Source organism: Streptomyces sp. NPDC051104 (genome assembly GCF_040682835.1).
Classification (GTDB): Bacteria; Actinomycetota; Actinomycetes; order Streptomycetales; family Streptomycetaceae; genus Streptomyces; species Streptomyces cynarae.
Genome location: NZ_JBFBBS010000107.1, coordinates 1 through 3,039 on the forward strand (window position 1 = coordinate 1; position 3,039 = coordinate 3,039).

Here is a 3,039-nt window from a genome sequence, read left to right on the forward strand (position 1 = left end):
CGATCCGGTGGAAGCCAGCGCTGCAAGCATTCGACATCACCTTCGACGGACGACTCTCGGCCGCCCGCCGCTAGAACCCGACAACCGAGTTACACCACTGGCTGGACACACCCTGCTGCGGACGTCAAGCCGTGCGATGGCGACCACATCGTGCGCCGGGCTGACCACCAGCCCCCCACAGAGGGAAAACCCTGGAAGGGCGGGCGTGCTCTTGTCGCAGCCGCCCCCAGGCGCTTCACTGGCGCTGCTCCACCCCCCACAGGAGAACACCCGTCCCATCGGAAGAAGGGTTTCTCTTGACCGCCCTACGCGCGTCCGCCGTCACCGCCGCCGCCTGTGCCGCCGTGCTAGCCACCGCCCTGCCGTCCTCGGCCATCAACTCGTACAACGCGACACCCGCACCCGAGCGCACCGAGGTCGGCGCGCTCGTCGCGACCTGGGACAACGACGGCGACCCCACGACACCCGACCGGGTCGACTGGGTCTGCTCCGGAACCATGATCGACACGGACACGTTCCTGACCGCCGCGCACTGCACGACCGACTGGCCCGACAACGTGAAGTTCTACGTGTCCCTGGACCAGGACGTGCAGGCCGGCCTCGACGCCGCCGCGACGAAGTACCCCGGCGATCCGGCCGCGCAGGCGGGCGCCGTCGCCGTCCAGGGCACCGCCCACAGCCATCCCGACTACCCCGGGCCCGCGTCCGACCCGCACGACATCTCGGTGATCGAGCTGCCCGCGACCAAAGTCAAGGCCCGCTGGACCTTCACTCCAGCCACGCTGCCCACCGCCAACCAGCTCGGCGCGCTCGGCCCGCAGGTGCTGAACTCCACCGACTGGTTCGTCGCCGGATACGGCACCCAGGAGGCCCAGCGCGGCCCCGGCGGCCAGACCCACCCCGGCGGCGGTGTCCGGATGAAGGCGCCTGTCACCTTCGACGCCCTCAACGACGCGTGGGTCCGCCTGGCGATGACCGAACCCCAGGGCAACGGCGGCGCCTGCTACGGCGACTCCGGCGGCCCCAACTTCGCCGTGATCGGCGGCCGGAACGTGCTCGCGGCCACCACGATCACCGGCGACGGCCCGTGCTACGCGACGAACGTGTCGTACCGCCTGGACACCCCGGGCGCCCGCGCCTTCCTGGCGCCGTTCGTGAAGCTGCCGTAGCGCCCGCCAGACACAGCCCGCCACCTCCGCAGCGCTTTACCGCGCTGCCGGGCCCGCCGTCGACTCCGGCTCAGACGAGCCGTCGGCGGCGGGCCCGTCCGGCGACCGCACCGGAAGCCTTCCGGCGGTGCGCTGACCCGGTCACCCGACTGGCGGCGCCACCTCGCCCGCCCATCCGGCGGGGAAGCGTCGTCGCGCGTGGTCAGCGCCAGCAGCAAAACACGCTGCGGAGCCTGCCCGACTCCGCAAGGACTCCCCACGAGGCGTCACTTGACCGTGGCCCCGGTCGACGGACAGCGACCCGATCAGCCGCGGGCGGCGCTGCCGACACCGGCGGCCGCAGCTCCGACCGCCGAGGCGGCCGCCGCACCTGTGCCTGAATTCCAAGAGCGCGAACAGTTCGTGGTCACCCACTCAAAAAGCGGAGGCAGTCCTGGCTGGACGGGTGCAGGCCCGGGCTGCCCGCGTACCGCCGCGCCCGGCCGAGTGATTCCTGTGCGCCGCTCGGGCGCAGGCCAACGCGCCGCCCAAGGACAGTCGGCATCTCTTCACTACCGTCAGGGACGCTGTTGGTTGCAGGTACCGGCAGCGGTCCCATCCGGGAAGCTGTGAGGAGTTGAGCGTCCATGGCCGTGTGTGACGTCTGCGGCAACGACTACGAGATGTCTTTCGAAGTGCACGCCAAGGGAGGAGCCGTCCACACCTTCGACAGCCTCGAGTGCGCCGCCCAGCGGATGGCGCCGATCTGCGAAAACTGCCAATGCCGCATCCTCGGTCACGGCCTCCAGGCCGACGGGCAGTTCTTCTGCTGCGCGCACTGCGCCCGTCAGCAGGGCAAAGCAGAACTCGTAGACCACGCCTGACCCGCACGACTGGACTGACGCCCCTGACAGCCACCTGAACTGTTCAGGGCCGCGACCCGACACGCATCCGCGGAGCAGTCGGCACCTGGGCAGTCGCACACACGCGACACAGCACGGCCGCCCCTGCACACGCAACAGCCATCCGTGGCGCGCCATAGGCAACGCATCGGAAGGCCGGCGATACTGACTTCGGCTCGTCAGGGTGACGCTGAACCGTCGAGGGACAGGCCGGTGCCAGCTATGAAACCGTCGAGGGTGTCGGGCCGGTACTGCAGGCGTTTGAGTCGGTTGCGGACGAGCGTTTCCAGGCGGTCGAGGGCGACGACGGCGAGGTTGGCCAGGCTGCGTTTGACGTGTGCCCATACGCCCTCGACGGGATTGAGATCGGGCGAGTAGGCGGGCAGCAGGAACACCGTCAGCCATTCACGCTCGGCGATCAACTCACGCATGGCGTGGGAGACGTGCGTGTTGAGCCGGTCCCACACCAGCACGATCGGCGCCTTGACGAGCTGGTGGACACCGTCGATCAGCGCGATGAAGTCGCGCTCGCCCATGCTGCGGCGCTTGCCCTTTGCCCGCGGGGTGGGTGCGCAGGCGGTGACACAGCCGGGTGCGAGAACCTGGCCGCATCGCGATCAGTCCGGCCACTGACAGGCGCCCCGAGCGTCGCCCGCTGACCGTCACGACCGGGGTGCGGCCGCGCCGGCCCCAGGTGCGTCCTTTGGGCGGCCGACGGGTGAAGCCTGCCTCGTCCTCGAAGCAGATGTAGCCTCCGCAGGCCGCCCGGGCTCTTTTACCTCGGCCCAGGTCGCCTCCTTCCACACCTGGACGGCCCTCTCGTCGCGTTCGGCCACCCGCCGCGCGGGCACCTGCGGGCTGAAGCCGAGCCGGTGCATCAGCCTCGTGGCGCCCGAGACGCTGTAGACACCTCAGGTGTTTAGCGCGTCAAGCGGCTTCGGCTAGTTCGAAGGGAAAGGCGGTCTGTTCGTCGAACAGTTCGGTGTGCT

At 69.9% G+C, this 3,039-nt stretch carries 2 protein-coding genes and 2 pseudogenes; 2 read left to right on the forward strand and 2 right to left on the reverse strand.

Going from position 1 to position 3,039, the window contains the following annotated elements; all coding sequences use genetic code 11:
- Positions 1-296: 296 nt before the first annotated feature.
- Both AB0N14_RS39690 and AB0N14_RS39695 read left to right on the forward strand, forming a co-directional pair.
- Complete coding sequence (locus AB0N14_RS39690) at positions 297-1,169, forward strand: trypsin-like serine protease (protein ID WP_366030551.1); 873 nt, start codon at positions 297-299, stop codon at positions 1,167-1,169.
- A 626-nt stretch (positions 1,170-1,795) separates the two neighbouring features.
- Positions 1,796-2,032 (forward strand): hypothetical protein, encoded by a 237-nt coding sequence (locus tag AB0N14_RS39695; RefSeq protein ID WP_200419964.1) that lies wholly within the window; start codon positions 1,796-1,798, stop codon positions 2,030-2,032.
- Positions 2,033-2,229: 197 nt separating this feature from the next.
- On the opposite strand, the pseudogene AB0N14_RS39700 reads toward AB0N14_RS39695, so the two are convergent.
- Positions 2,230-2,716 (reverse strand): annotated as a pseudogene (locus AB0N14_RS39700) (transposase).
- Positions 2,713-2,946, reverse strand: a pseudogene (locus AB0N14_RS39705) (winged helix-turn-helix domain-containing protein); the annotation flags it as partial. The pseudogenes AB0N14_RS39705 and AB0N14_RS39700, both read right to left, overlap by 4 nt.
- Between the last annotated feature and the right edge of the window lie 93 nt (positions 2,947-3,039).

Coding starts and splice junctions, on each gene's coding strand:
- AB0N14_RS39695 (WP_200419964.1), top strand. CDS start 1,796: ATGGCCGTGTGTGACGTCTGCGGCAACGACTACGAGATGTCTTTCGAA.